This window comes from Pantoea sp. EKM21T, assembly GCF_011800405.1.
Lineage (GTDB): Bacteria > Pseudomonadota > Gammaproteobacteria > Enterobacterales > Enterobacteriaceae > Pantoea > Pantoea agglomerans.
On sequence record NZ_JAALFV010000027.1, the window covers coordinates 1 to 340 of the forward strand.

The following is a 340-nucleotide window of genomic DNA, read 5'->3' on the forward strand; positions in this document are numbered from 1 at the left end:
GTAGGGGAACCTGCGGTTGGATCACCTCCTTACCTGAAGATACCTTCCCGCGCAGTGTCCACACAGATTGTCTGATAGAAAATAACGAGCAAAGTGTCTTTCGAAGACAGACTTAATTGTCCCCTTCGTCTAGAGGCCCAGGACACCGCCCTTTCACGGCGGTAACAGGGGTTCGAATCCCCTAGGGGACGCCAAAGCTTGGTGACAGGTGAAAGATGTTACCCACATATCTTAAAGATGACTTACGAGTCATGTTTAAGATATTGCTCTTTAACAATCCGGAACAAGCTGAAAATTGAAACGACGCAGCGCGTCATTCCTCCGTAATAAGGGATGACAA

General features: G+C 47.9%; 1 tRNA gene. It reads left to right on the forward strand.

Annotated elements, in window-relative coordinates:
- Positions 1-118: 118 nt before the first annotated feature.
- Positions 119-194, forward strand: a tRNA-Glu gene (locus HFD87_RS22780).
- The last annotated feature ends 146 nt before the right edge of the window (positions 195-340 follow it).